Consider the following 25,835-nt stretch of genomic DNA (forward strand, 5'->3'; position numbering starts at 1 on the left):
TGATAATTCCCTCCTATTGTTTATGGTGATATCATATTACCATTATTGTGAACCACTTTGATTTCTATTTTGGGGTACTTTATTTTAAAGTGATTTATAACTCCATTACAACTTGAGCATGTATCTTTTTCAGTAAACAGTTTAATCCTTCCTTGGGCATTCACATTATCACCTAATTGATTTGCAATGTCATTGAGTATTTTATACTCAGTATCAGCATCTCTTAAATATGGTTTCCCTCCATTTGAGTTAGGTGCTTCTGTAGCCTTAAATATCGGATTTTCCGGTTTAAAAGAAAAGTTTTCGGTTCCTGGAATTTTCTTTGCGGGATCATGTATTCCACTGTGCGAATAAAATTCCGACTTATTTATTCCAATAACATCAACTTCTGCATATGCAAAATTACCAGTTTCTTTAAATCTATTAGATAGACCACCTCTAGCTTCAGAAACTTTATCAAGTATATGCCCTTCTGTTTCTGGATTTACAATACGCGTTGGAAATCTAGCCCCACTACCACCCGTGGGGCGGATCTTGAACATGCAAAAAAATAAAAAACTGGGATTTTGAGCACGTAACAACTGCCAGTAACCACTTGATCTCGCCCGTTACTTAGGAAGAGCTATCCGCCCTTCGGTTGTTAGGAAATACTTAGCTTCTCCACATCGTCAATCAGCGCTTTCCATGGCTCCCACATCAGCCATCTAGATTTATTGGAATCTCGACCATCTCGGTTCGTCACTCGCACATAATTATTCAAAATCTTACAAATAAACTTAATCGAGATAATTTCAGCGAGAAGGAAATTCGCCAAATTGCTAATTTTCTAAACTGTGATTTTGATGCTGTTTTTACACCTAAAGATAGTGGAGAAAAAATCTAATATTAATTATAAAAGTGAGAATAAAAATAGACTGTGTCCGCTACATATCTGTAACTTACACAGTCTATCTTACACCCTCAAGAAAACACGAAAATTGTTACACATCCTTATTAGTCAATTCGATTTTTTGTTTAAAAATCAGATGGTAAACTCAAAATGTATTCAATCCTGCCTGTATTTTCTGTTTCTATTATGTCATAACCTCCTTTTTTTAACATTTCTTTGCACAATTCTATATCACTGCAAAGCTGATCTATATCTTTTTGATCCCTGCTATCTTCAAAATCTTCAATATTAAAGTATCCTTCCAGCCTATTGAAAATAAAATCGGCAATTTGTTTCGACTTAAGGCCCTCTAATGCAATGGATACAAAATATAAAGATTTAGTAAATGGACTATAATTCAAACGTCTCGCTTCTTCTTCTAAAATTTTTGCTGAAGCTTGTGCAACAGTTAAACCTTCCTCATCAATATACTCTTCAAATCCATATGCCACTGAGTTTTTTATTCTTTCATAACTATTTATCATACTATCAACTCCTTTATTTCATGCTATTTGTATAAATATCCAACTTAACATTTAGTAATTTTTCCCTGAATTCAAAAATTAAATTTGTACGGCTTTGACATACGTCAAAATCTGAAAATAGATGTATTTCCCCTATAATATTTGGATCTTTTATTTGTGAAGCTATATCTTCAAGAATCTTTGCTTCAGTATCATTATATCGAGGAAATTTGTCATCTACATACGATTCAAGTGATTTAGTATCTTTGGAATGTGTAAAATCTCCGAAACTATCACCAAAGCTATCAGCAGAATGAACCTGACTATGCGCTTGATAATTAGTTTTTACACCAGGAATATTTACATCTGCCGTATGTTTGCTAACCATCATGAGTATTTGATTCAAAACTCATATTGCTTTTCACCCTAAATATCTAAAAGTAAAAACCTTGAAAGGCAAAAGCCAATCAAGGTTCTTATATTGTGCTATATTTCTTGCATACCTATATCTAATAAAAAATTTATAAAATCATAAGCAAGCTATCAAGGTTCAATAGTTGTTCGATCAACAAAATTTTGATTCTCTTTAATAATCATTCTCGAAAGTCGTCTTCCTGCTCTCTTAAAAAAGAATTCATCAGCGAACTCTTGTGAATCAATTTGCGATAGCTGGTTGATAACTCCATTTTTTTTATCATATTCAATTCGTCCCATTAAATCTTCATTCGGTCCATATTGATATACTACCCTCTCTTCATCCTCAAACTCCTTCAACATTAAAACAAAAACTGCCATGAATCTTCACTCCTCATAGTTTTCCTCCCAATTCCAAGGCCTTCCAGATTCTATTGTTTTGTCATGAGCTGTTCTATAATTAGTCTGGAATATCCCCTCAAATTTTGATTCGAAAATTTCGTGATCCTTTATATGGGAGTTATTAAAAACATGATCTTTAATCCTTTGTATTCTAGCAACAGAAAAGCCCGTATTTTTAGCGATAGCATTCACATCTTCCGTTCCTAAATCCCTAAATTTTCCATTTACCTCTTCTGCAATAGCTTCTTCCTTGAAGAACTGCTCTGGGGATATATTTCTTCCACCAGTTTCAGCACATTGTATAGAATTACCCGTCCCCTTAGCAAGCGAAGCCTCTACACCCTCAATTTTATCATCTATAATCTTTTTACTCTCTATATGATGCTTATCAACCCAGCCATGGAAATCTGTACCACCCTGCTTAATTGTTATTACACCATGTTCATTGATTTCAAATCTCTTGGTTTTGGCTGTCATATTATCTATGTTTTGCGGCATTCTTTTACCAAGCTAATACATCTTGTCATTTCCAAGTTTTCTATCTTTAAGCTGACCAGTTTTAAATAAACTAACTATCAGCTTACTTATACGAATCTTTTATTTAAAATATCAGTTAAACAAATCATTTTCTTCTAAAACAAAAAGGGCTGTTCCATAAGCGAGTAAAACCAACTTATGGAACAGCCCTTTTATTTTTACTATCTATTAATCATGTAATTTGTTTAAAAACTCAGTGAAAGTACTTGCTACATAAAATACATTCTCTCTTGCTACTTCCTCTGCTTCTTCCGCTGTAATCCCTTCACTTTCCATCAGTGCTTCTTTTTCCCATGCATCTTCATGTTCCCAAAAGACAACAATGGGATCTTCTTCATGGTTTTTATAATCAAAGCAAATTAAATTTCCTGCTGGATCAAAAGCAAACGGAATCAATTCTTTAGGTAATGTATCGCTGTAGTCATTATATACATCAACTATATACTCGTCACCATTTTCATCAAAAGATAACAAAGTTCCAAATACTCTTTCACGATTATTCACATTAAATAATTCTGGTTCAACATTAGCACCATTATTTATAGCTACACATTTTATATAATCCTTTGGAAATTTGACACCTATGTCATTACCAATTTTTTTTACAAAATCTTCACTTACAGCTTCATCTGCAAATTGCCACTCTACTTTACTCACCTAATATCATCTCCCCATAATTTATTGCCACCTAAGTGACTTACCTTATGTGTCTTAGACACTACTAACTGCATTTTTCCTGGCACCTGATGATGATACCATGTTAAATCTAAGATTCGTGGCAATTCCAACTCTATCATCTTTAATTGTTTAGGTGTAAAAATATCTCTCGGTATCTCTCCTTTATTTATTGCTGCTTTCAATTATCTTATGACCCTTACCATCCTAATCTTCAATCCTTTGACACATTGTTATTACTTCCTTCAATTTCTTTATATGAGAAAAAGAGGTAATGTTCTTCATTTAAAACATCACCTCTTTTTATAGTTATAATATAAATTTATTTTTTCTTATAGTTATAACCCACTGCATTATCAATAATTATATAATAAGAATTCGTAATAGAAATCCCTTATTACGAATTCTTGTCTATTTGTTTTTATAGGTCATATAAAAATGCAGCTAATTTATTTATATATTTATAGCAAGTTTAAATTAATAATTCTTATTATATATCATTATTAAAATATTTTAGGTACCTTAGGGATACATAAACACTCGAGCATCTCTTCAGTATTATCTCCAAATTTAACTAAGCATCCATCAGTATATCCATAATATTTTTCGCTCGGTGTAATTAATAAAATTAAATTACCTCTATCTGTTTCTCCTACTGGAATTAGTTTTTCTCCAATTTCATCATTATATTCTTCTTCTAAATCCTGAAAATATTCACCATCTAAACAATCTCCAACTGACAGCTTAGGATTAAAATGAATATACTCTTTCATATCAAATGCTGGATTAGGATCTTGAAAAGTAATTTCCAACATTCCAAATTCAGTTAAAAACTTTTCCGCAGTTTCAAATAAACCAATTCCCCTTTCCTTAAATAAATCTTTTATATCGTGTATATCAATCTTTCTATCTTCATACCATCCTGCATTTGTTAGTCTTTCTATTGTAATATCTGATAATTGCATAAAACCACTCTCCTTATTCTGCCGCCTTCATAAATTCACTAAATGTAACCTTACAGTTCTTACAAAAATCTGCAAATTCTCCCGTTTTAAAATTTACAGTTCTAACAAACATATCTTCAATTTTAGCCCCATCATTAAGTGCTTGATTTACAGCCTGAATTTCTGCGCAATTGTCAACATCCCATTTTTCAAAGCTACCTTTTTCTACATACGGATTATTTATATCTTTTTTTGCTAAATCTTTTGTTCTTTCAATAAGTTTTTGTAAATCTTCATGTAACACTTCAGTCCTACTTGGATTAAACCCTGTTTTACCAGAATATCCATAATATATTTTCCCTGTTTTTGTATCTACAATTGCACTTACTTTTGATGGTGCAAATTTTCCTCCTGTTGGTTTTACAATTCCTCCATTTTTAATATATTCAACGTGTTCTGCTAATGCAGTTTTAGAGTCATTTAATGACTTAGATATGATATCAGCATTACTTACTCCCTTACCTGAGCCAACATTCCCTATCCTCTCCGCAAGCGAAGCCTCAATCCCCTTAATCTCATCAGTCTTTGCAAATCTCCCAGCAATTTCTCCAACTGTTGAGTATTCTGAATAAGGAAGCTTTACTCCTTCTATTCCAGTATCTGCCCACTTAACTCTTACTGGAATTGGCGTATTTCCCACTGTATTTAGTGCATTTTTTAAAGTATTATTATCTCCCAACGATTGTACCACATTTTTCCCTTCATTTGGGTTAAAGCCCATTGCTCCCTCTGACGATCTTCCTAATGATCCAATATTTTGGAATCCTTTTACAATTCCTACACCACTCGTGATAAACTCGAGGGCACCAGAAACATATCGTTCCGTCCGTTCCCCTTCACTTAATTTCCGATGTGTTCCCCAATCTTCTCCGTCAGAGGCACTTTTTACTTGGAGCCCCCCAAATATCAGTGATGCTGCAACCCCTAATGGTGGACAAATGAACGTTGCTCCAACTGTTAGAACTCCTAATCCAAAGTCACGAAATGCCTCTAGCTGTTTTTGCTCATCCTCTATTGATCTGTATTCAAATCCTCGCGTCGAGGGAACTCGTCTTCTGTACTCTTCATAGTCTAGATTCATGTTTGGATCTCGTCTTTTCCATTCTTCATACTCCGCACGAAGAACCTCATTAAATGCCTCTGAGTCTCTGAAAATATCATCCACTGTTATTTTCGGTTTTGTTGTTGTGATGGTTTGCGGTGTGCCACCATAGCTACGTGAATCCACTATAGTTGTCGTTGTAGAACCAATTCGGTTTGTAGTCTCAAAATTTTTAATTGATATATCTCTCATTTCTTGTGCAAAGCGATCCATTGTTTCCACAAATGGTTTGTCGATATGTTCATAGACAGCTTGCCCTGCCTGATCACAGTAGCTGTCTAGATCTGTATAGGCATTATGTAGTTTACCGATTGTTTCAAGCTGATCTTTATGATGAAAATAAATACTTCGATCTGAATCTAGATCTTGTATCCTTTCCTGTATATCTTTTACAAGATTATTAGCTTGGCGTAAGTTTACAAACGTATCTTTTGTGAGCTTGTTCATTCCGTCTTTCATATCTTGCCAAGCCCTTACCTTATAACTAACATCCATTTTTCTCCATCCCCTATTCCTGTATCAGGTAAAGTTACCCTTGAGGTTGTAGTTTATTATGTAATTCTTCATCCTGTTTTCTCATTTCTTCGCGAACCAGCTCTACAATGGATGCCGCTCGGTTATAATGGTCTGATAGCTCCAATATTTTATTTAATATTTGGGGATATATGTCTATGACTCTCATCGCTTCTCCTTCAAGATAGAATTTACATTCTGCTAGACTTTTCGCATTTGTCGCTATAACACCTGTATAAATGTTATATATACTTTGAAAACGTCTTATAATCTCTTCTATCTCATCGTAATTCATTACAATTTCTGAACTACTACTTGCACTGCCATCTCCCATTGGTACTTGCATTAATGGATTCCTCCTAACGAGAATTGTCTTGGATCGCTTATTTTCTTATACGGCATTTTTAAAACATCATATAACTTCTTATTCACCGCATACAGACTAGCCCATTCATAACGCTTACGGTCTACTTCAATTTGAATAAAGTCTTCCCCCTCTGTAAAGTACAAGAAGCATTCCCATTTCCCGCTATCTCCTGCTCTTCGATTTCGCGGGCGAGAAAACGTTTCAATAGCTAATAGATCTTTTTCAGATAAATCCATTTCCTCGAATGTTCGCTGCTCCTTTTCTGTCATTTTCTTTGTAAAAAAAGTATCTTCGATTTCTCTTGGTTCTCGCATTAAAAACGGAATCCGTTCTAATAATGAAAAATATACATCTCGCTTCGCTATGTAATGAATTTCATATTCTTCATTTTGTTTTCGTTCTGTTAAGACAGCGACTCTATCTTTATCTTGTGGTAAAAATCCAATTAATAGATTATTAATTCGCGTATATTCTTGGCTTTCTTGATATGCCTTCAGTAATTCAATCAACTGAAAAGCCGCTGGTGTCAGTCCATTATTCTCCGTAATAAGCCCTTTCTCTTTCAACTTCACTGTCGCCTTCGTTACACATCCTTCATCAGTTAAAGTAAGAATTCCACGCTCTTGTAGGCCGAATATGTATGTAACTCCAGCTGCACCAGCTAATATGTACAGTTCAGCAGGTGTAAAGCTCCACGTATCTTTTCCCATCCGTTTTTACCTCCTTTCTATTACAATCTTTTTATCTTTTCCACTTCAATTCTATTTGCAAATGATTGAATGCTCTCATCCAGCTCTTTCAAGGCTTTTGTTTGTCCTTCAAGCACAGTTGCAACTTTAGCATTATACTGAATGAGCACATCTAAATAGCATAAAAAAGCATCGTTTGTTTTCCCGCTCCAACGAGTACCTGTCACATATGATTGTAAAGCTTTAGCCTGCTCGAGCGAATCTTTCACACCCTTTTCAATTTGCTCTGCATAAGAGATGGCACTTGATATTTCACTTCCATGAATCTCAACGTCTTGACTACGCATGTTCTTATTCCCCCATTTCCTTCAATACATTTCCTTATATTCACATCGCTTTGCCGATTATTTATACTTTTCAGCCTCCCAAAAGTTTCTTTAACGCTTCAGCTGTCTCTCTATCTTCCGCATCTGCTTTCGCTTTATATTCCGCCCATTTGTGATACGCCTTATCTTTCGCAGATGTAACATCATCTAATGTTTTTTCGAAGTAACGTATCAGCTCAGCTAGTTCTGAATCCTTTTCTCGTCGTTTTCCCACAAACTCACGGGATGGTATTTTATCTTGTGGTAATTCTTGACCCGTTCCCTCATAAGCTGTCTTTGCAGATCCAACATCGTGCATTACTTTTTTTAACTCACTTTCTTTACCCTTTAAATATTCGTACAATTTATCGTAATTATCACGCTTTCTTTCACTATCCGTATACCCGATATGAAGTAAGTTACCGACGGAATCTATGAAGTTCTCTGCCATATTTGTTCCCCCTTTATTTCCTGCAAAAAAAGAAGATATTTTCCCGATAATTCCCTATCATTCTATTTTAGAATTACATTTGAAAATTTCCCCATATAAGGAATCTTTTTTATATCGATATTTTATCAAAAACTAGCAGCTGTTTCACTATTTATTAAGATGAAATGCTTCACTATTTCTCCTCTCTTCTTTCGAGTTACAAAATAATGTGAAACTTTAATTAGTAAGGGCTTCTTCATACCTACTGATAATTAGTCCAACCAATCCGTTTTTTACAGGTAGTTGAGTAAAAAAGAAGATAACTCCCTACTATATAAATAGGAAGTTATCTTCTTTTTGATTTCAGCAGCTTCTTTTCTGACCAATCTTGTCTTAAGAGACATGCCACGTTGTAATCGTTCACTTTTTATCGATTACATTACGAGCTGGACCACGTACTCGCCTTCATTATTTTCTTTGACCATACGCGGCTGTTGGTTTAACAGGTTTCGCATCTGTCGCTTCCCATATAGGGGCAGTTAATGTTGGATAGTTTAAAGCTTCTACTTTTTTTCTCGTTTCTGGTGATGCTTTTAGTCCCCATTGATCAAAAAATGGAAGTACATTTTGTCTCGCTACTTTTGATGTATTGTAAATAAATGCTTGTATTTTATCTTCATTCGTTTCTGGAAGTTTGTCTTTTGGTAACTCTCGATATAGTTTGTGAAGATTTGGATAGAAATCTTCACCATATGCTAAATGAAGTTGCCAAAACATAGCGACTTTCACAAATGGGTCATTAATCTTTTCATATTCTTTATCTGTTTGTTTTAAGTATTGAAAGGCTCTGTCATAATCCCCTTCTTTTTCTAAACGTGTTGGTTGACCTGGGAATAATTGTTTTTGTGCAGCTAAAGAGTATATATTAACATTGACTTCAACTACTCCATCCCACGTCCAAGGGTATTGTTGTCTTGTATGCCCTGCTTCATGCATTTGTCCCCATCCAAATTCATTTACATCTAAAGCACTTTTAATTGCGTCATAAGCAGTAGTAAATACGACTCCATCCCGACCTGCATACATGTACATGCCAGGTGGATTATTAGGGTTTTCCACGAAATTCCAAAGGCGGCGAGTTGAGCGATGTAACGGATTAGAACTTGTTTCAGATAGCCCTGATAATTTATCTTGTACTAGAATCATGTCATCATATTTTTTTAATAAAGGAACAGGATCTTGATCCACAATATATTTTTTCGCACTATCACGAGTAACAGTAAGTACCGCTCGTTTTGATTTCAATTGTACAGCGGGTGCATCTGGATACTTTTCCATCATCGCAATCCAGTCTTGTTTCGTATGCTTCCCTAATTCAAAGAATGGAACAGGGCTCCCGCCTTGTGTTACTTTCACCTTAACTGTTCCTTTTCCTTCACAGTTATCAAATCCCAATAAACCACCGTTTGGAGAAGAGATTGTGTTAGAACCAGAAGAAAGACGAAATACTTTTCCACCTTCTTTATCATATTCATTTGTCCCAATCGTTGCTCCAAGCTTATCTAGTCCTGATAATCCCGATACTTCAATTGTAACTTGTTCATTCGGTTTTACATAGATTCCTGTTGGCGTATAGTTTCTTTGCTCGCTTCTTCTTTCTCTTGCTGCTTCACCCATATAATGTCCTGTACTTGGAAGTTCAAACTTCTTCTCTTCATATTGCGTCTGGGTTTGCGTAGTTTCAGCATGAACATTCAAACTATTTACATTGATAGATGTAAATAATGTCGTTGTCAAAACAGCAGATGTCATCAATACTTTCATTGGTTTTTGTGATTTACGATTCTTTCCCCTATTCAAATAAATCAATCCTTTCATTCCAATCCGTTCTAACGTTTATACAAAACGTCGATTTTCTCACTAAGACAATAACTATAGCAACTTCTTAAACTTACTTATTCCTTCTCTCTTATTTCATACACGTAAAAATTATACCTACATACCATTATATAATATATAAATATGCATAATTTCATATTTATATATTGAAAATATCGCTTCTAAAGAGATTACCACATGCGAAATTCCGCCCCGCCAATCAAGCGAATCAGGAAAAGGACTGCTCCGTAAGCAGTCCTTTTTTATCATGTTTATTCACATTCTCATACCCTATCTTTATCAATCATACGATATCGACCGTTCTTTCAAATATATCGGCGATTTTTAACATATATCGACGTTTCGACACAGGATATCGACCTTCCGACAAATTTCGCCGCGCAATAAGAAAAGCAATCACAACTGAATTCGAGTTCCCATCCCATTTTTAACAGCTTTCTCATAAAAATATTTCGCCACGACAATATCCACAACAGCAAGCCCGACCGATTTAAAGACGGTAATTTCTTGATCGCTTTCCCGGCCTGTTCTTTCTCCGCTTATGATTTGTCCAAGTTCTGCGTGAATATCGCTTTCTTTGAAAACTCCTTCTTGCACTGGAACTTGCAGATCACCGGTTTCTTCTAGTGCTGCTTCTTTTGATTCGACTACTACTTTGTCAGCTGATGAAATGACGTGTGAAGGAAGTTCTTGCATCGCTGGTCTAAATGAACCAACAGCATTTACGTGAACACCGGGTTTTAATGTTTCTGAAAAAACTGGTGTTAACGAGTTCGTTGTCGTGACAACAATATCTGCCTCGCGTACTGCTTCATTTGCATCGGAGTATACAAAAGCAGGTTTATGAAAATTCTCCTGAATATACTCGGCAAACTCGGCAGCTTTTTGTTCTGTCCGATTATAAAGCATGATATTTTCAATGTCCCGTACAGTAAGCATAGCCTGGACAAGTCCTTTCGCTTGTTCCCCTGTACCGATAATGCATAAGTTTTTCGCATTTTGACGAGCTAAGTATTTCGTTGCAGCGCCTGATAAAGCACCTGTTCGAACCATTGTTAAATATGAACCTTCTAAAAGAGCGAGCGGTTCTCCTGTTTGAAAATCAGACAGCATCACAACCCCGTTAATTGTTTTCTTTCCTATTTTCGGATTATTCGGTGCTACCGTTACTACTTTTACTCCAAGTGCTCCTAGTTCTTCCGCTACGGAAGGCATCATTAATGCGGTATTTTGTGAATTCGCAAATGGCAGCGAGTAGCGAATCGGAGTGATTGTTCTTTCTGCCGAAAATTCTTGTAAAGCAATCGCCGCATATTCAATTACTTCCTTCATATCTACTAAACTTCTTTGTTCAGCTGCATTTATGACTAACATATGATCTTGTCCTTTCCTAAGTCTTTTGTTGCCAATATAGCCTCCTTTTTTCTCGAAACATTATGCTAATAAAAACCCTTGTTTTAACGGATCTCTTGGATCGATTAAAAATTGGTGGAATCCTGTAATAAACGCCTGACCAGTAACTTTTGGAATTACCGCGTCATATTCGCCTACTTTCGTTAATGACAATACTTCTCCGGCAAATTGTCCATCAGTAATGCATTCATGGATGAAACTTCCGCCTTCTTGCAATACTCCATCTTCAACAAGAGTTGCTAGTCTCGCTGACGTACCTGTGCCGCAAGGAGAACGGTCTACTTGCCCATCAGCAAAAATGGTCACATTTCGTAACGTCGCATCTGTTCCGTTTGATTCATCAGAAAAGATCACGCCGTATATGCCTTTTAAGCCTTCTTCGAGAGGATGTTTTACTTCCATCTGACTTTCAATGTAATGTTTAATTTTCCCGCCCCACGTTTGAATAGCAGCTAAATCTTTAAAATTCACTTTTAAACCAAATTCTTTACTGTCGACAACTGCATAAAAAGCTCCTCCAAAAGCGATATCTACTTGAAATTCATAGTCATCAATTTTTACTGGAACACCTTTCTTGTAAACAAAAGAAGGTACATTTTCAAATGACACAGATTCCACTTGATTTCCATTATATTTTGCATACGCGATCACTTCTCCTGCAGGACTATCAATAATGAATCTTTGCTTTTCACCTGTCACTTCGAACATGCCCGTTTCAATTCCTACTGTAATTACAGCGACAATTCCATGGCCGCACATTGTACTCCAGCCTTCATTATGCATAAACAATACTCCAAAATCAGCATGCGGACTTGCCGGCGGCGTGATGATACAACCATACATACCGTGATGTCCTCTCGGTTCATACATCAAAACTTCGCGAAGATGGTCTAAGTGCTCCATGCAATAAGCGCGTCTTTCTAATTGCGTTTTCCCTTCAATCCTTGGTACTCCGCCTGTAATAATACGAAGCGGCTCCCCCGCTACATGTGCATCAATTGTTGTGTACGTTTTACTAATATTCATTTCTTGTCCCCCCGTTATTTGTATTCTCTATACTTTTTATTAGCAAGTACCGTGCCAACTCATAAAACGCACAAGACAATTCATATTCATTTAAATTTTTTTACACTTTTTCAAAAAAGTGTATCCTTTTAGCGACAAATTTGTTTACCAGTGTCTACTTTCTTTTACACAAAACGATAAAAGAGGTGATAGGAATGAAACCATACGCTGCTCTCTTCTGTAGAGGAGACTATTTCAATTGTAAATACAAATAGCGAAATTCTGTATTTGAATAAAGAATCAGAAAAAATGTATAACATAAAGAAAGAAGATATTATCGGGAGCCTATACAGGAGTTGCAAAAGGAGACAAACCAGGAAAAATCGAACTAGTAGACGGCGGAACTTTATTTCTAGATGAGGTATGGGATTGTACCAAGTAGCGAAGAGTATAAGTAGAAACTACATGTATATATCTTGAAAAACGACATAAAACCACTTTCTTTTTAGGGGAGGACATGATGCATTAAAGCGGTGAGGGCCTTCTCCTTCCATGTGCGGAGTTTAAAATAAAGGGAGCAAGCAAGTAGCGGTCATGTTGTATTCTGCATAACAGCAATTTATATGTTGGAAAACGAAATTATTTAAAAATCCATATATGCAATATTACATAAAATATAAATCATTTACTTTGTTATAATAGCAAAAGCGAGACTATTCCATACATAGCATCGCTTCCATCCCTAGAACTTCATGAAAAAGCGAAGAATATTTATTATTCTTCGCTTTTTTGTTGCTAGATGTAATAGATTTTTTATTGTAAAGGTACTAATTCATAGCCAGCGTAGTCCTCAGAGGCAGCCATTCCCCACAATTTATCTCGATTTGCAAATGGTTGCTCTGAATACTCTAGTTGGAAAGTTGTTACAACTCCATAGCTAGAATTTTGTGGATCTGCACTGTACCAATCACAAGGTCTACCCGTTTTATCTCTAAGATAATCCGTTTTACCTGTTACTAAATCTATTTCCTTCGAATTTTTTTTCTTAACTGTTAACGCGCTTTTTGATTGGTCACTAAAATAAATCCAGCCTCGATTGCCTGCATTTACATATTTTTTTGTTCCTCCTGCATCAGCATTTGGTCCCCCAATCCACATTGACATTGTAATTGGCGCATTATTTCTTATATATCCATCACTCTCTACTCCAGCCGGCGCTTCAAAATTGATAGGTGTACCATAATACTCATTACCTTTTGTATCCTTATGCTTTTCAGCATCACCGTAATAAGATGAATTTTTATATTGAATTACATAATGCCAACCCGCAAACTTCTCATATGTTACCCCAAGTCTATTTTGACCTACAGGTGCCACTCGTTTTTCAAAAGGAATACCTGTCACCCATAAATATTTATCTACTAGGATGTAATCTTTATTTGTAGTAATTGGATCACCGTATATATCAAGTATACGATCGTCCTCAGCTGCATAAGCAGAATTTGTAGGAAAAACAGTTACGATTAAACTAAATAATAATAATAAGAACGTAAGTATAGGTAGTTTTCTTTTCACGAACATATCTCAATTCCTCCTTATTTTCAAAAATAATTACGCTATCTTCCTGCATAATCTTAACATTAAGTTTTAAAGATGTAGATAGATTTAGTAACATATGTAAAATTGCATATTTATATATTTACAAAAGCGACGTTCTATCTGAAAAAATGGAAAAGTCATTTACAAAAAATAACAAAGGCTTCCTCGCTGAAATCGAGGAAGCCTTCGCTTGTTTCAAAAACACTTTAAGATTTCGAGATTAATCGTTCATGGATGTAATCAGCTTAGCTGGTAGAAAGCTTTCCATGTAAATAGTCATACGATTTATTGCGCTAAAATTGCACCGTAATGTCCATCAACCGTAAGGGTAACAGTTCCGCTTTGTACTGTGTACGTTTTACCAGTCAGTTTGTCTGTAACAACACTTCCATTTTGCATGCTTAGTTGCCATACAGGAACGGTTACGCTATGGCCGGTAGAATCATTGTTAAGTACAACTGCAATTCTGTTTTCCTTGTCAAAGCGGCCATAGGAATAGATTTTATTTGCATCATCTGTTTGCAGCGTCATAAATGAGCCTGTTCTTAGCGCCGGATATTGGTTACGGATGCTGATGAGTTTTTGCGTTAAAGCTACTGCTCGATTGGAAGTCGTACCTTGTGACCAGTCAAACGTCCGGCGGTTGTCAGGGTCGGCACCGCCCATCATACCATATTCATCTCCGTAATAGATTGTTGGCGTACCAATATAAGTCATTTGAAAAATAAGCGCTAAATATGTCTTCCAAATATCGCCGCCCGCACGTTCACCAAAGCGCGAAATATCGTGATTGGATAAATGATTGCTCATCGCTTGCTGAACGTTTGTCGGATAATTAGCGCGCGTACCTCTTAACCAACTATCAAACCCGGAAGTAGATATGGATGCTGCATTACTATTGAAATCTTTTCCTGTGATCCACTCAGAAACTGGTTGTGTAAATCCGTCAAAGTTTGTGGCACTGTCCCATTGGTTCCCTTGATTTGTCCAAGAATTTGCATTTCCCCAATATTCACCAAATATTGCTGCATTCCCGTTTACAGACTTCACAGCACTTCGGAATTCAGACCAAATTTGGTGATTCACCAAACTACCACCATTTCCTCCACCAGCATCTGCACCGCCAGCATCTGTATATTGAGGTGCATCTAATCGCCAGCCATCAATATTATACGGTGCTTTTACATACGTTTTTGCTACGGAATCACTATTATTATAGATTTGATTTCTTACTGGTGACCCACTAGCTCCATAATCTAGCTTAGGCAAACTGTTGAATCCTAAAAAGCTAGCATATGTATTCGGCCAAGACTGGAATGTATAATAATTAGACCATTGGCTAGATTGAGACTCAAAAGCTCCTAAAGAGGAAGATTGATTGTACTTATCAAACCATGTATGAGTGTCTCCAGTATGGTTAAATACACCATCTAATACTAAATATCCTTTTTCCCCATTTGCTGTGCTATGAACACTTGATGACAACGCTTTCAAAGTTTCGTTTGTTCCAAATGCAGGATCCACAGCCATATAATCCTGTGTATCATACTTATGATTAGAAGGAGATTTAAAAATTGGATTTAAGTAAATAATGTTAGCTCCTAGCGTTTGTTTAATATAACCGAGCTTCTGATTTACTCCCGCCAAATCACCGCCGAAAAACACAAGGTTGTTCGTATGACCAGAACCAGCATAGACACTGCTCCCCCAAGCTTTTTTCTCAGTTGATGTGCCGTCATAAGTATATGCACCCGTTTGCACGTCATTTGAGGAATCACCGTTATAAAAGCGGTCAGGGAAAATCTGATACATAACACCATTCTTCATCCAGTCCGGCGTTTTAAAATTCGGGATAATATGAAAATCGCCTGATGACGGTTCAGATGCAGAAGGACCGTTAGCATTATACCAAACTGAAGAAGACCCATCAGTAATCTGAAAACGGTAATATTTTCGCGAAGAACTAGCAGGGATTGTTCCTTGCCAATAATCAAACGTTCCCGTAGAATCGCCGGAAACCCACGACATCGGAATGACACGGAACGATCCATCAGCAGTATCATAGTACTTTATATTGACACCAGTAGTATCCCCTTTAAACGTCCGGAATTTCAGCGTCACAGTTTGAGCAGATGTCGGTTCTGGCGCGCTATCATAGACAGGACCTTGGTCGTGAAATAAACCATTCCACTCCACATTATTGTCGTTAGTGGCAGCGTAGGCCGAGGATGAAGCTGGCGCATACAGTAAGGATGTCCCTAAAACAAGTGTTGATAGAGCAATCGTTTGCATAAATGAGCGCGTTTTTTTATCTTTCTTTAATTTCCCCATGATAAACCTCCCATAAATGTAAGTGCTTTCATTCCTATTATATTAGTAATCTATCAAAAGTAAACGGATTACTTCGTCGAATTTTTAACATGATGATTCAAGTCTATTTCATTTGAGACATTCTCTAAAATATGAAAAGAAAATACTATAAAGTTAAAAAATCACTTTTCTTTTAGGGGGGACGAGAGCATCTGGTTGTGCATAGAAGCGGTCAGGGCCTTTTCCTGCCACATGCGAGGTTTAAAACAAGGGGGAGCAAATCATGTTGTATTCTGCAATAGCTGCGACTTATATGTCGAAAAATGAAAATGGATTTATATATATGCCGTTATTATTCTCATACAAAAAAGAGCTGATTTCCACCAAAGAATCAGCTCTTTTCTCTCTTCCTTATTCTTCTACTAATTCTGATTGTACATACGCATAAACAAGCGCCTCCGTATGCGCAATCGATGTCTCATGTGTACGCTCATAAGCGTGAGACGCATCAATACCAGGACCAATCAGTCCATGCTTTACATCTGCTCCGGCACGGATTGCTGCTGATGCATCAGATCCGTAGAATGGATAAATGTCCACTTTATATTCAATATTGTTTGTTTTCGCAAGTTCAACTAAATGTTTGCGCATTGCATAGTGATATGGACCGCTCGAGTCTTTCGCACAGATTGATACTGTGTATTCATCTGATGCTTGACCATCGCCAAGTGCTCCCATGTCAACTGCCAAGTATTCTACTGTTTCTTCTGGAATATTGGAGTTACCGCCATAACCGATTTCTTCATTATTAGAAATTAAGAAATGCGTTGTGTATGGTAGTTTCACATTTTCGTCTTGTAATCTTTTAATTAATTGCAGTAAGATCGCTACGCTTGCTTTGTCATCTAAGTGACGAGATTTAATGTAGCCGCTGTCTGTCATTTGAACGCGCGGGTCAAATGATACGAAATCTCCTACTTCGATGCCAAGTTCACGTACTTCTTCTGGTGAAGATACGCGCTCGTCGATACGAATTTCCATGTTTTGTTCGTCACGTTTTGCTTCTCCAGCATTTTTGTACACGTGTACGGACGTTTGATGGATTAAAATTGTACCAGTATACGTTTTACCGCTCGCTGTTTCGATTTCGCAATACTCTCCTTCTACCGCATTCCAGCGAAATCCACCAATCATTGATAATCGCAGGCGTCCGTCCGCTTTAATTTCTTTTACCATTGCGCCTAGTGTATCAACATGAGCGGTAAGTAGACGTTGTTTCGTATCGTCTTCCCCTTTTACCGTTATAATAAGGCCGCCTTTATTGTTACGCTTCATTTCTACATCCCACTCTTTTACATAGTCCTCGATGAAACGAATAATTGTGTTTGTATTTCCGGATGGACTTGGGATTGAAACGAGTTGTTTAATAAGCTCCATTGTGTCTTTTACGTTATGTGCCATATGTTTTTCCCCTCTCTTTTATCTTTCCAATTTTCAGTATAATAGAAAAATGATGAAATAGAAATAAAAGACATCGCACTGATTGCGATGCCTTTTACTCCTCACTCACTTCTACTAAATACACACCTTTTTCAAATCCGCCGCGCTCCGCTTCTTTCTCTTTACGAATGTGCTCAATATCTTCTAACGTTACACCTTCTGCTTGCGCCAATGCTTTAATCACTTCTAATGCATCGGCTAAAGAATCTAATGCATGTTCACGTTCTTGCATAGATGCAAATTCACGCATTTCTTCAATGCCAATTTTCGATAGTTCTTCTATGTACTCTTGTTTACTTAATTTTTTCGATGTATATGTTTTACCAGACATTAAAATCATTTCTGGTACACGGTCGCGGACGATTTTATTATAAGCTGACATGAGAACACCTCCAAATACAAATTAAAAAACTCTTTCTTTTTAGCATCTGGCCACGCATAGAAGCGGTCAGGGCCTGTTTCTGCCACATGCAAAGTTTAAAACAAAAGACGAAAGCAAGTAGCAGCTATGTATAATAGCGACGAAAAATAAACTGGATTTATATGCTTAAAAGCACCCTAGCTCTGCATAGTATAAAAACCAACGTTTTCTTACACAAGCTGATGACATATCAATGCTAGATGAACTATGACGTATTTCTGGAAAGCGATAATTTTCATATTCTTTCTCTGGCACACCGTAAAAAGCGCGGAGATGATCTGGCACAACGCCATCATATGGATCTCCCATTCTCTCAATCTTACCTTGCATAGCTGCCTTTGGATTGCCTGATAAAAACATCTCAGTTCGAATGGCTGCAGTCGGTGTGCGGTGTAACAGTATGTATATGAGTAGCCATACCCCGATAATACTCATAATTATTCTTTTTTGTTTGCGACTCATCCATATCTCCTTCTATCATTCGAAAAAAAAGTGCTAACACCATTATACAAAAAATGTGTTAGCACTTTCTATTTTTGTAAAACTTTTATTCCCCTTTAAACACCGGAGGACGCTTCTCTAAAAACGCAGTGATTCCTTCTCTATGGTCCGCTGTTTTTCTCATTGCATATTGACCGCGTTTTTCAAGCTGAAGTGTTTGTTCTAACGAAGGGCGGTTTAATTCAGCTAAAATTTGCTTCGTTTGAATCATAGAGGCGATTGGTTTTTGCAGCCATTCGCTAATTTTTTGTTTCACTGCATCTTGGAAATTCTCACCGATTACTTCATCAATCATGCCTATTTCAAGCGCTTCGCTCGCTGGTAATTTCTTTCCTTCCCAAATGATCTCTTTTGCCATATGCTCGCCAAGACGTTTTTGCAAGAAGAAATGACCGCCGCCATCTGGAATTAAAGCGATTCCAATAAAATTCATCGCAATAATGGATGAAATATCAGCCATTACGTAATCAGCTGTTAAAGCAATGCTAAGTCCAAGCCCTGCCGTCGGACCATGAATTGCACTAATTACAAGTTTTGGCATTGTATACAGCGTTACAATAATTTCTGAAATAGTATTCATAATGCCATCAAACGCACTTTCATCTCCGCTTGCTAACATCGATTTAATATCGCCGCCCGCCGAAAAGCCACGGCCGTTTCCGCATAGCACAACGACATGAACAGAACTTTCAGCTACTTCTTTTAACTTTTGTAGTAGTTCTTTTAACGTTTGCTCATCTAATGCATTTAACACTTCTGGACGATTTAACATAATCGTCGCAACTCGCCCTTCATATTGTACAACTACTGATTCCGCCTTACTAGAAACTGTCATAAACTCTCTCTCCTTCTATAATCTGTTATCCTTATATAATTATAGAAAGGGCTTTCAAAAACCTTCTTTTTTCTTAATTTTCTGTCGAATTTACACAAAAAAACATTTTTACATTCCATTTATTTAGCAAAATAGTGTATTGTAAAAAATAACACACATTCATTTCTTCGATTATGAAAAGGGACAAAATGAGTACCAAATGGATACAAAAGGAACATCATTTCACGTATTTCTTTCTATTATTCATCGCACTGCAACCTGTCCTAGATTTATTAACATCACTGTCAATTCAAATGTTACATATGGATGCAACATTAAGTATTATCGTACGTTTTAGCGTGATGCTTCTTGCGATGATCTATCTATTTATTTATCAGAAAAATAAATAGCCTCTCGCATATATTTGCCTACTAGGTGTTATCATAACAGCTGGACATGTATTTACCGCACCAGCTGTCAGCATTTTCTTTGTCGCCTTGCTCGCTTATCTGATTGTGGACTTACAAGCAGAGTGATATAATGAACCATCACATTATTAATTACAATTACGGAGGACCTATGCTAACTTTTGAAGAAAAATTAACGATTATTGAATCATTTCCTGAGCTAGAAAGAAAAACTGTCTCTCTAGGACGAATTAATTTTCATTATGAAGAAAGTCGCCTAGATAAAAAGAACGTTGTATATCATTTACACCCGAATGGAAATGGGTTTGTCTATGCCGGGCATCTAAAAGGCTACAAAACAAACGATAAAGGAATGGTGAACATCCGCGATTTTTCAGCGGAAGAACTTCGCTCCTTACTTGAAAAATCAATTGCTGCCCTGTCACAAGAACCAGTAGAAGAAGTTGCTATTACGGAGAACTTTCAAGAAGAAGAGTGGGTAAATGAGGACAAGCATATCTTAACTCTTATTAAAGAAGATGAAGATATGTGGAACGTTTATGCTGGTATACAGTTAGATGGTACATTTAACTCTTACAAAGAAGCAGCACAATACCTTGATGAAGAAGGATTCACTCGCAAATAGTAAGGAGGTGATCAAAACGATCACCTCCTTCTTTTATCCTAACAGCGCAAGGAGTTCACTCAGTTCCTCCTCAGTCAAATCTCGCCACTGACCTGTCTCTATTCCACCTATTGTTATATTCATAATCCGAATGCGCTCTAACCTCGTAACAGTATAGCCAAATGCGCGGCACATCCGGCGAATTTGCCGGTTCATCCCTTGCGTCAAAATAATGCGGAAAACACAATCGCTGATCCGGTATATATCACACGGATTTGTTTGTCCATCGCGAATGGTAACGCCGCCGGCCATTCCTTGTAAGAAGGCATCATCAAATGGCTTATCGACTGTGACAATGTATTCTTTCTCGTGACCATATTCGGAGCGCATCATTTTATTTACGATATCGCCGTCATTTGTCATTAAAATTAATCCTTGTGATGCTTTATCTAAGCGGCCCACTGGAAAAATGCGTTCTGGATAATTAACAAAATCGATAATATTTCCTTCGATATGCTTCGCCGCTGTACAAGTAATCCCTACCGGTTTATTTAAAGCAATATAAATCGGATGCGTCTTCTTAGGAATCGGTTTCCCGTCAACAAGGACAATGTCGTCAGGCTCTACTTCTTGTCCAGGCTCACAAATTTCGCCATTCACCGTAATTCGCTGCATAGCAATAAGACGATTCGCTTCTCTTCTTGAATAATAACCTGTTTCGCTGATGAATTTATTAATCCTCATGTAAAATCCCTTTCCTTATTCGCGCTTTTCCCATTCTATCATGAACGGATTACGGAAAACACATACAACATTATAATGAACAGGTTCAGATTTGATGTGGATTTGAAATCAAATCCGATAATTTATAAAAAAAGATTGATAATTAATATTAAAATTATGTATTTCCATTAAGAAAAAGCTTCTTTTTTATGTATTATTCAATCGCAGCGATAAACTTTTGATATTAACTGTTTTATGATATTGAACTACCCCCACCTACCGTTTCACGCTTGAGGTAGGGATCTTCTCGCCAGATATGATAAAGTTAAAAACTCTAGTCATTCCGGGCCATTTAATGGAGTAAAAACGATGTTGAATTAAATTTTCTGTGGTGAAGAATCCATAAAGAAATCTTATCAGATATTTTGATGAAGATTTACCATTGACTATTTCCATAAAATACCTCAATATGATAATGAGTGAGTAATTCACTCATTCAAAAAAAAGGAAGAGGGCATGTTCAAATGAACCAAACAAATATCCTACGGGAAATCGTTTTGAGGAAGCGTAATCAGAGCAAGAATACCAAAGAACTTCAAATCAGCACAGCAAACAGCATAGTAGAAGGCTGTTACGTTAAAATTGGCGGTATCGATCAGTGGATCACGATTCGTGGCGAAAATCGGAACAACCCCGTTTTGTTATTGATTCATGGCGGTCCGGCTTCGACCTATTCCATCTTCAGTCCGCTTTTGCGTTCATGGGAGAAGCACTTTATTATCGTTCAGTGGGATCAACGCGGGGCAGGAAAGACTTTTGGAAAGAACGGTAAAGACGGCAGCGGAACCATCACTTTCGACCGTCTCGCGCAGGATGGGATAGAGGTAGCAGAATACTTGTGTGATAAACTTGGTCATCGAAAAGTAATTCTTATCGGAAGCTCTGTGGGCAGCCTAATTGGTATCATGATGGCAAAACTTCGACCGGATCTTTTTTATGCCTATGTTGGCACAGATCAGAATGCCTCTGATCCACAAAAACAAAATCTTTTATACGAGTTAACAGTCAACACTCTTCGTACAGCAGGTGATACGAAAGGTGTTCAATTGCTTGAAAAAATGGGATCGGATATATCCCATTGGAGTCGTAAAGACTACGACATGATAAATCGATTGAGAGTTAAAGCTATAAAGGATGTTCCCAATATGATTACAGACCTGTTTTTGCCCTCAATGCTCTCATCCCCGGAACACAAAATTAAAGATATGATAGATATCTTTAAAGGTATGAGTTTTTCCCTTGACCAGCTATTTAATGAATTAATGGCCTTTGACTTAAAAAAACTCGGACTGCGGTTTGAAGTGCCAATCTTTATCTTTCAAGGAGATAAAGACATTTTAACACCTACTGAACTGGCTAAAGTATATTACGACGAGATTGAAGCCCCCTACAAAGAATTTGTTCTAATCAAGAACGCTGGCCATCTCGCTTGTTTTGCTCGTGCCGATCAGTTCCTTGAGGAGTTGATAGAGAGAGTACGTCCTCTGGCACCCGCGTCTATCTCTTCATTGTAGAAACAATAATTTTACCAGTTTGATGGTACAATGAATATAACATTTTTCAAAGATACGGAGGTTGGAACGATTGTCTCCATTAAACAGACAGCAGCTTAATCAAATTCGTGACGAACGCAGGGAGGAGATAAAGCAAGCCGCACTTAAAGTGTTTGCCCGCCGAGGGTACACAGGAACAAAAATGAGCTTGATTGCTAAGGAAGCAAGTATTAGCGAAGGACTAATTTACCGCTATTTCAATTCTAAAAAAGAATTGTTCAGCACACTTATAGAAGAATTGATGGAAGAAGCGAGAAGGGAACTCGAGCATGTTCAACACTTGCCTGGAACACCCTTTGAGCAAATCAAAAACTTAACTGAAAACATGCTTGATGAAAATAATAAATACGCCTTTATGCTCATTGAACGGGCTCGTAAGGATGATGATGTCCCAGAAAATGTCACCCGGATTTTTGAGCATCTTCCTACGAATGGTCTAATCGATCTGCTCGTTCCAGTCTTTATTAAAGGGCAACAATCTAGTGAATTTTCTCCAGGAGAACCACGAAAGCTGCTTACCTGGTATTTTACCATCGTCATCAGTCTTCTTACTCAGGAACAAGAGGATGAAGAGTATGGGTTGCCGGATGTGGAAGTGTTAATGCGTATTTTGACAAAATAATTCCTAAAAAAGCTTTTGACATCTAATCTTATACTTTATAAGGATAAACTAGTAAATATTCACATCAAAGATTAAATAACTATATTTTAACCCCGTCCTTAATTTAGAACGGGGTTATGTTTGTTGAAGATTTTAAAGTTAAATAACTTCATTGTCATTTTACATATATTAATCTTTTAAAAAATTTAGTTTAGATTTTCTTGTCCTTGTATAAGTTTGATTAAAAATCAATGTTTTTATCAAACTTTATTCAAAAGCTAGATTTAAAGTATAAAATAGAAATTAACTTTAGTATTAAAAAATACTCAGAACTACTCTGAGCATTTCAATATTTCCCCATACACTTTCAACCTTGTAAGTTCCAATAATAGAACCAGAAAATAAACCAAAGCAACCAAAAGGCAGGAATTATATTTAACCATTTGATTACCTTGTATTTCCCTCTTCGATAAAATCTCCTTGCCAGTACTGCTGTTACTATGACTGTTAAGATAAAACAAGGATATGTATAGAAAAGGCACCACCTGTAAATATCCTTTTCTGAACCTGGTCCAGCAAAAATCGCCACCATCATAACACCTGGAATAAATCCTAGCACAATTAACAAGCCGTAAATCAGCTGCGTAGCATTCATTATATCTTTTACTCTTTTCTCCATCTTCCCACCTTCTATACCTTCTTGCATATCACAGCAATAGTGATCATGAGATCCTCAAAATAGCTTAATATAACTTAAAAGTAAAAATATTCAATTTAAACATATGTGTTTAGTGTAACAAGTTAACAAGAAAAAGCACAGCCACAAACATGTAACTGTGCTTTCACTCTATAATATTAGGATTTCTTCGCTTCCTTCAAAGCTTCACGCAACACAAACTTCTGTAATTTCCCACTCGCATTACGCGGCAGTTCTTTCGTAAATTCATAACGACGAGGACGTTTATAATCAGCTAATTCATCACTTTCTTTACAATAACGCTCTAATTCTTCTTCTGTTAATGACTCATCTTTCTTCACCACTACCGCGACGACACGCTCACCCCACAGTTCATCTGGTTCTCCAAGTACAGCCACATCTAAAACACCGTCATGGCTATGCAAGAAATCTTCAATTTCACGCGGATAAATGTTCACACCGCCGCTAATGACCATATCGTCAACGCGGTCCGCCACATATAAATAGCCATCTTTATCGAAATAGCCAAGATCACCGGAATGATACCAGCCTTTATACATGACTTTTTTTGTTGCTTCTTCGCGGTTATGGTATCCAGCCATCATACTTGGCCCGCGTACAATGATTTCGCCAACTTCGTAAGGCGCAAGGATATCGTCTGGTTCTGATGGTTCATCTTCATTTGACTTCACGATGCGCACTTCATGACTAAAGCAAGGTGTACCCGCTGATCCTGCTTTTGTAATTTGATCTTCTTCTACAAGAAAGGCAATAACAGGGCCAAATTCTGTCATTCCGTAAATTTGTACGAGATCGATATACAGACGTTCTTTACATTCTTTCACAAGCGCCGGCGCCATTGCTGCTCCGCCGTAAATTCCAATCTTCATCGATGTTAAATCATATTTTAAATCTTCTTGCAGCATCATATTCCACATTGTCGGTGCTGCAAAGAACGTTGTAATTTTTTCTTTTTGAATTGTTTCTAACACTGTTTTCGTATCAAAATGATGCAAAATCACATTTTTCCCGCCAACTTGAATGCGAGGCAAAATACCAGCGTTTAATTCGCCGCAGTGATATAGCGGAGCAACAACTAACCCAACGCTATCACGTGTATATTTTAAATAATATGTACAAATCATACTATGCTCAGCCATATCACGGTGGCGATGCAACACTCCTTTTGGATTCCCAGTCGTACCGCTCGTATAAAGCATGGAGCAGTAATCCATTTCATCAACTTCAATGTAGGCTAGTTCTGTCTTTGCCTCATTTACTTTTTTATGATAAGAAGCGGCATAAGACGGTGTGTCCTCTTCAATGTACCAAAATGAAGTATGCGGGAAGTCACGTTCAATTAAAGCAATTGTTGATTCAACTTCTTTTTCAAAAACAACAACTTTAGAAGAAGCGTCTTGCAATATGTAGGAAACTTCTTTCGCTTTTAGGCGGAAATTAATTGGGTTAAAGATTGCACCAATCTTCGTACAAGCGAGGTAAACAGTTACAAATTCATGTGAATTATATAAATAAACAGAAACGCGATCGCCTTTTCGTACTCCTTCTGCAAGAAGTGCGTTTGCAGTTTTATTTACCTCCCTATCCCACTGTTTATATGTAAAGCGAATGTTTTTTGCAGGTTCTACTAACGCTTCTTTCTGTGGATATTTTTGCACAGCTAAATCAAAAATTCTGCCAACAGTCATATACATACCGCATATTCCCCCTTTTGAATTTTCATAATTTTATGAATTCGTTCACAAATAGACATTTCCTGCTCATTTTTACTTCCTTTTTCTGATCATTCTCGACAA

General features: G+C 36.9%; 30 protein-coding genes. 5 read left to right on the top strand and 25 right to left on the bottom strand.

Annotated elements, in window-relative coordinates:
* Positions 1 to 20 precede the first annotated feature (20 nt).
* The 16 genes from WAZ07_RS19600 to WAZ07_RS19675 form a co-directional block, all read right to left on the bottom strand.
* Positions 21 to 581, bottom strand: a complete 561-nt coding sequence (locus WAZ07_RS19600; protein ID WP_336473774.1) for a deaminase domain-containing protein — start codon at positions 579 to 581, stop codon at positions 21 to 23.
* 433 nt (positions 582 to 1,014) lie between these two features.
* Entirely contained in the window at positions 1,015 to 1,413 is a 399-nt protein-coding gene (locus tag WAZ07_RS19605) for a hypothetical protein (RefSeq protein ID WP_336473775.1), read from the bottom strand.
* Between the two features lie 13 nt (positions 1,414 to 1,426).
* Positions 1,427 to 1,798, bottom strand: a complete 372-nt coding sequence (locus tag WAZ07_RS19610) for a deaminase domain-containing protein (RefSeq protein WP_336473776.1) — start codon at positions 1,796 to 1,798, stop codon at positions 1,427 to 1,429.
* A 137-nt stretch (positions 1,799 to 1,935) separates the two neighbouring features.
* Entirely contained in the window at positions 1,936 to 2,187 is a 252-nt protein-coding gene (locus WAZ07_RS19615; protein WP_336473777.1) for a hypothetical protein, read from the bottom strand.
* Positions 2,188 to 2,193: 6 nt separating this feature from the next.
* Positions 2,194 to 2,706, bottom strand: a complete 513-nt coding sequence (locus WAZ07_RS19620) for a hypothetical protein (protein ID WP_336473778.1) — start codon at positions 2,704 to 2,706, stop codon at positions 2,194 to 2,196.
* A 207-nt stretch (positions 2,707 to 2,913) separates the two neighbouring features.
* Positions 2,914 to 3,402, bottom strand: a complete 489-nt coding sequence (locus WAZ07_RS19625) for an SMI1/KNR4 family protein (RefSeq protein WP_336473779.1) — start codon at positions 3,400 to 3,402, stop codon at positions 2,914 to 2,916.
* On the bottom strand, positions 3,399 to 3,605 hold the full coding sequence (locus tag WAZ07_RS19630; RefSeq protein WP_336473780.1) for an HNH endonuclease: 207 nt from the start codon (positions 3,603 to 3,605) through the stop codon (positions 3,399 to 3,401). Before WAZ07_RS19630 ends, WAZ07_RS19625 begins: the two co-directional genes overlap by 4 nt.
* A 318-nt stretch (positions 3,606 to 3,923) precedes the next feature.
* Positions 3,924 to 4,385: an SUKH-3 domain-containing protein gene (locus WAZ07_RS19635; RefSeq protein ID WP_336473781.1), complete on the bottom strand. Its 462-nt coding sequence runs from the start codon at positions 4,383 to 4,385 to the stop codon at positions 3,924 to 3,926.
* Positions 4,386 to 4,398: 13 nt separating this feature from the next.
* Positions 4,399 to 6,021: a hypothetical protein gene (locus WAZ07_RS19640; RefSeq protein WP_336473782.1), complete on the bottom strand. Its 1,623-nt coding sequence runs from the start codon at positions 6,019 to 6,021 to the stop codon at positions 4,399 to 4,401.
* Between the two features lie 34 nt (positions 6,022 to 6,055).
* The gene (locus WAZ07_RS19645; protein ID WP_336473783.1) at positions 6,056 to 6,385 is read right to left on the bottom strand and encodes an MFS transporter; all 330 of its coding nucleotides are present in this window, start codon (positions 6,383 to 6,385) and stop codon (positions 6,056 to 6,058) included.
* Positions 6,385 to 7,116, bottom strand: a complete 732-nt coding sequence (locus WAZ07_RS19650) for a DUF5081 family protein (RefSeq protein WP_336473784.1) — start codon at positions 7,114 to 7,116, stop codon at positions 6,385 to 6,387. Before WAZ07_RS19650 ends, WAZ07_RS19645 begins: the two co-directional genes overlap by 1 nt.
* Before the next feature lie 20 nt (positions 7,117 to 7,136).
* Entirely contained in the window at positions 7,137 to 7,442 is a 306-nt protein-coding gene (locus WAZ07_RS19655; RefSeq protein WP_336473785.1) for a WXG100 family type VII secretion target, read from the bottom strand.
* Positions 7,443 to 7,512: 70 nt separating this feature from the next.
* The gene (locus tag WAZ07_RS19660; protein ID WP_336473786.1) at positions 7,513 to 7,911 is read right to left on the bottom strand and encodes a hypothetical protein; all 399 of its coding nucleotides are present in this window, start codon (positions 7,909 to 7,911) and stop codon (positions 7,513 to 7,515) included.
* 447 nt (positions 7,912 to 8,358) lie between these two features.
* On the bottom strand, positions 8,359 to 9,768 hold the full coding sequence (locus tag WAZ07_RS19665) for a M60 family metallopeptidase (RefSeq protein WP_336473787.1): 1,410 nt from the start codon (positions 9,766 to 9,768) through the stop codon (positions 8,359 to 8,361).
* Positions 9,769 to 10,185: 417 nt separating this feature from the next.
* Positions 10,186 to 11,163: an ornithine cyclodeaminase family protein gene (locus tag WAZ07_RS19670; protein ID WP_336473788.1), complete on the bottom strand. Its 978-nt coding sequence runs from the start codon at positions 11,161 to 11,163 to the stop codon at positions 10,186 to 10,188.
* 60 nt (positions 11,164 to 11,223) lie between these two features.
* Positions 11,224 to 12,228 (bottom strand): proline racemase family protein, encoded by a 1,005-nt coding sequence (locus WAZ07_RS19675; RefSeq protein WP_336473789.1) that lies wholly within the window; start codon positions 12,226 to 12,228, stop codon positions 11,224 to 11,226.
* 310 nt (positions 12,229 to 12,538) lie between these two features.
* On the opposite strand from WAZ07_RS19675, the gene WAZ07_RS19680 reads away from it, so the two are divergent.
* Positions 12,539 to 12,649 (top strand): sigma 54-interacting transcriptional regulator, encoded by a 111-nt coding sequence (locus WAZ07_RS19680; RefSeq protein WP_336473855.1) that lies wholly within the window; start codon positions 12,539 to 12,541, stop codon positions 12,647 to 12,649.
* 371 nt (positions 12,650 to 13,020) lie between these two features.
* On the opposite strand, the gene WAZ07_RS19685 is transcribed toward WAZ07_RS19680, so the two are convergent.
* The 6 genes from WAZ07_RS19685 to WAZ07_RS19710 all read right to left on the bottom strand — a co-directional run bounded on the left by WAZ07_RS19685 (position 13,021) and on the right by WAZ07_RS19710 (position 19,373).
* Positions 13,021 to 13,788: a hypothetical protein gene (locus WAZ07_RS19685; RefSeq protein WP_336473790.1), complete on the bottom strand. Its 768-nt coding sequence runs from the start codon at positions 13,786 to 13,788 to the stop codon at positions 13,021 to 13,023.
* A gap of 303 nt (positions 13,789 to 14,091) precedes the next feature.
* Positions 14,092 to 16,137 (bottom strand): glycoside hydrolase family 13 protein, encoded by a 2,046-nt coding sequence (locus WAZ07_RS19690; RefSeq protein WP_336473791.1) that lies wholly within the window; start codon positions 16,135 to 16,137, stop codon positions 14,092 to 14,094.
* 390 nt (positions 16,138 to 16,527) lie between these two features.
* Entirely contained in the window at positions 16,528 to 17,577 is a 1,050-nt protein-coding gene (locus WAZ07_RS19695; protein WP_336473792.1) for a M42 family metallopeptidase, read from the bottom strand.
* A gap of 94 nt (positions 17,578 to 17,671) precedes the next feature.
* Positions 17,672 to 17,998: a nucleoside triphosphate pyrophosphohydrolase gene (locus WAZ07_RS19700; RefSeq protein WP_336473793.1), complete on the bottom strand. Its 327-nt coding sequence runs from the start codon at positions 17,996 to 17,998 to the stop codon at positions 17,672 to 17,674.
* A 165-nt stretch (positions 17,999 to 18,163) separates the two neighbouring features.
* A complete protein-coding gene (locus WAZ07_RS19705; RefSeq protein ID WP_090919042.1) occupies positions 18,164 to 18,499 on the bottom strand; it encodes a hypothetical protein in 336 nt (111 codons plus the stop codon).
* Between the two features lie 85 nt (positions 18,500 to 18,584).
* Positions 18,585 to 19,373 carry an enoyl-CoA hydratase gene (locus WAZ07_RS19710; RefSeq protein ID WP_336473794.1) on the bottom strand — a complete coding sequence of 263 codons (789 nt, stop codon included), beginning with the start codon at positions 19,371 to 19,373 and terminating at the stop codon, positions 18,585 to 18,587.
* Positions 19,374 to 19,561: 188 nt separating this feature from the next.
* On the opposite strand from WAZ07_RS19710, the gene WAZ07_RS19715 reads away from it, so the two are divergent.
* Positions 19,562 to 19,762, top strand: coding sequence for an O-antigen ligase family protein (locus WAZ07_RS19715; protein ID WP_336473795.1), 201 nt, complete (start codon positions 19,562 to 19,564; stop codon positions 19,760 to 19,762).
* A gap of 169 nt (positions 19,763 to 19,931) precedes the next feature.
* Positions 19,932 to 20,405, top strand: a complete 474-nt coding sequence (locus tag WAZ07_RS19720; protein ID WP_336473856.1) for a hypothetical protein — start codon at positions 19,932 to 19,934, stop codon at positions 20,403 to 20,405.
* A gap of 33 nt (positions 20,406 to 20,438) precedes the next feature.
* Here the strand turns inward: WAZ07_RS19720 and WAZ07_RS19725 are convergent, their stop codons facing one another.
* Positions 20,439 to 21,128: a pseudouridine synthase gene (locus WAZ07_RS19725; protein WP_336473796.1), complete on the bottom strand. Its 690-nt coding sequence runs from the start codon at positions 21,126 to 21,128 to the stop codon at positions 20,439 to 20,441.
* Positions 21,129 to 21,631: 503 nt separating this feature from the next.
* On the opposite strand from WAZ07_RS19725, the gene WAZ07_RS19730 reads away from it, so the two are divergent.
* Together WAZ07_RS19730 and WAZ07_RS19735 are read left to right on the top strand one after the other, a co-directional pair.
* The gene (locus tag WAZ07_RS19730) at positions 21,632 to 22,681 is read left to right on the top strand and encodes an alpha/beta fold hydrolase (RefSeq protein ID WP_336473797.1); all 1,050 of its coding nucleotides are present in this window, start codon (positions 21,632 to 21,634) and stop codon (positions 22,679 to 22,681) included.
* A gap of 70 nt (positions 22,682 to 22,751) precedes the next feature.
* Complete coding sequence (locus WAZ07_RS19735; protein WP_336473798.1) at positions 22,752 to 23,342, top strand: TetR/AcrR family transcriptional regulator; 591 nt, start codon at positions 22,752 to 22,754, stop codon at positions 23,340 to 23,342.
* 346 nt (positions 23,343 to 23,688) lie between these two features.
* On the opposite strand, the gene WAZ07_RS19740 is transcribed toward WAZ07_RS19735, so the two are convergent.
* Both WAZ07_RS19740 and WAZ07_RS19745 read right to left on the bottom strand, forming a co-directional pair.
* Positions 23,689 to 24,000, bottom strand: a complete 312-nt coding sequence (locus tag WAZ07_RS19740; RefSeq protein WP_336473799.1) for a hypothetical protein — start codon at positions 23,998 to 24,000, stop codon at positions 23,689 to 23,691.
* Between the two features lie 176 nt (positions 24,001 to 24,176).
* Complete coding sequence (locus tag WAZ07_RS19745; protein ID WP_336473800.1) at positions 24,177 to 25,733, bottom strand: fatty acid--CoA ligase; 1,557 nt, start codon at positions 25,731 to 25,733, stop codon at positions 24,177 to 24,179.
* Positions 25,734 to 25,835 lie beyond the last annotated feature (102 nt).

This window comes from Bacillus bruguierae, from assembly GCF_037104725.1.
Classification (GTDB): Bacteria; Bacillota; Bacilli; order Bacillales; family Bacillaceae_G; genus Bacillus_A; species Bacillus_A bruguierae.